General features: G+C 60.6%; 1 protein-coding gene. It reads right to left on the reverse strand.

What is annotated here, in order from left to right; all coding sequences use genetic code 11:
* Positions 1-709 (reverse strand): AMP-binding protein (locus tag AAFX91_RS42220; RefSeq protein ID WP_394570416.1); only part of this gene is annotated, 709 nt, incomplete at both ends.

Below are 709 nucleotides of genomic sequence, written 5' to 3' on the forward strand. Positions count from 1 at the left end.
AACGGGCTGGCGATGAACCGCTCCGCCGTCAGCTCCGGCCGGTTCAGATAGCCGCGCGCAACCCCCGCCCCGCCAATATAGATCTCCCCCACCGCCCCAAAGGGAACCGGCGCACCGTGTCCGTCCAGCAGGTACACCCGCGTGTTCGCAATCGGACGCCCAATCGGAGGCAATTGCGGCCAGCATGATGGATCAGCCGCGAGATGGTGCTCAGTAACAACGTGGGTTTCCGTGGGCCCATACTGATTTATCAACCTTGCTCTCGGGTGCGTTTCGAAGAACGACCTGAGTTCGGGGGTGGCTCGCAATTGCTCACCCGCTGTGTAGATCTCCCTCAAAGAGGGCAGCAGCGCTCCCCGAGCGCCCCAGACTTCCGCAAAATGATTCAAGGCTACGAATGGGAGGAAAAGCCGCTCGATCCCTTCTCCCCACACAAAGTCCAGCAACTCAGAGAAGTCGGCACGGGTCTCTTCCCGCACGAGCATGAGTAGCCCGCCGTCCCTCCAACAACTGAACAATTCCTGGAACGAGACGTCAAAGTTCAAAGTCGTGAACTGAAGTGTACGTCGTTTTGGCGCGCCACACTCCGGCGAGGACCAAAGCAAATTCATAAGCGCGCCGTGGGGCATTTCGACGCCCTTGGGGGTGCCGGTTGAGCCGGAGGTGTAGATCACATAGGCCAGATGGCGCGCGCTCAGGCCGAGCGCGC

The organism is Bradyrhizobium sp. 31Argb (assembly GCF_043638955.1).
GTDB lineage: Bacteria > Pseudomonadota > Alphaproteobacteria > Rhizobiales > Xanthobacteraceae > Bradyrhizobium.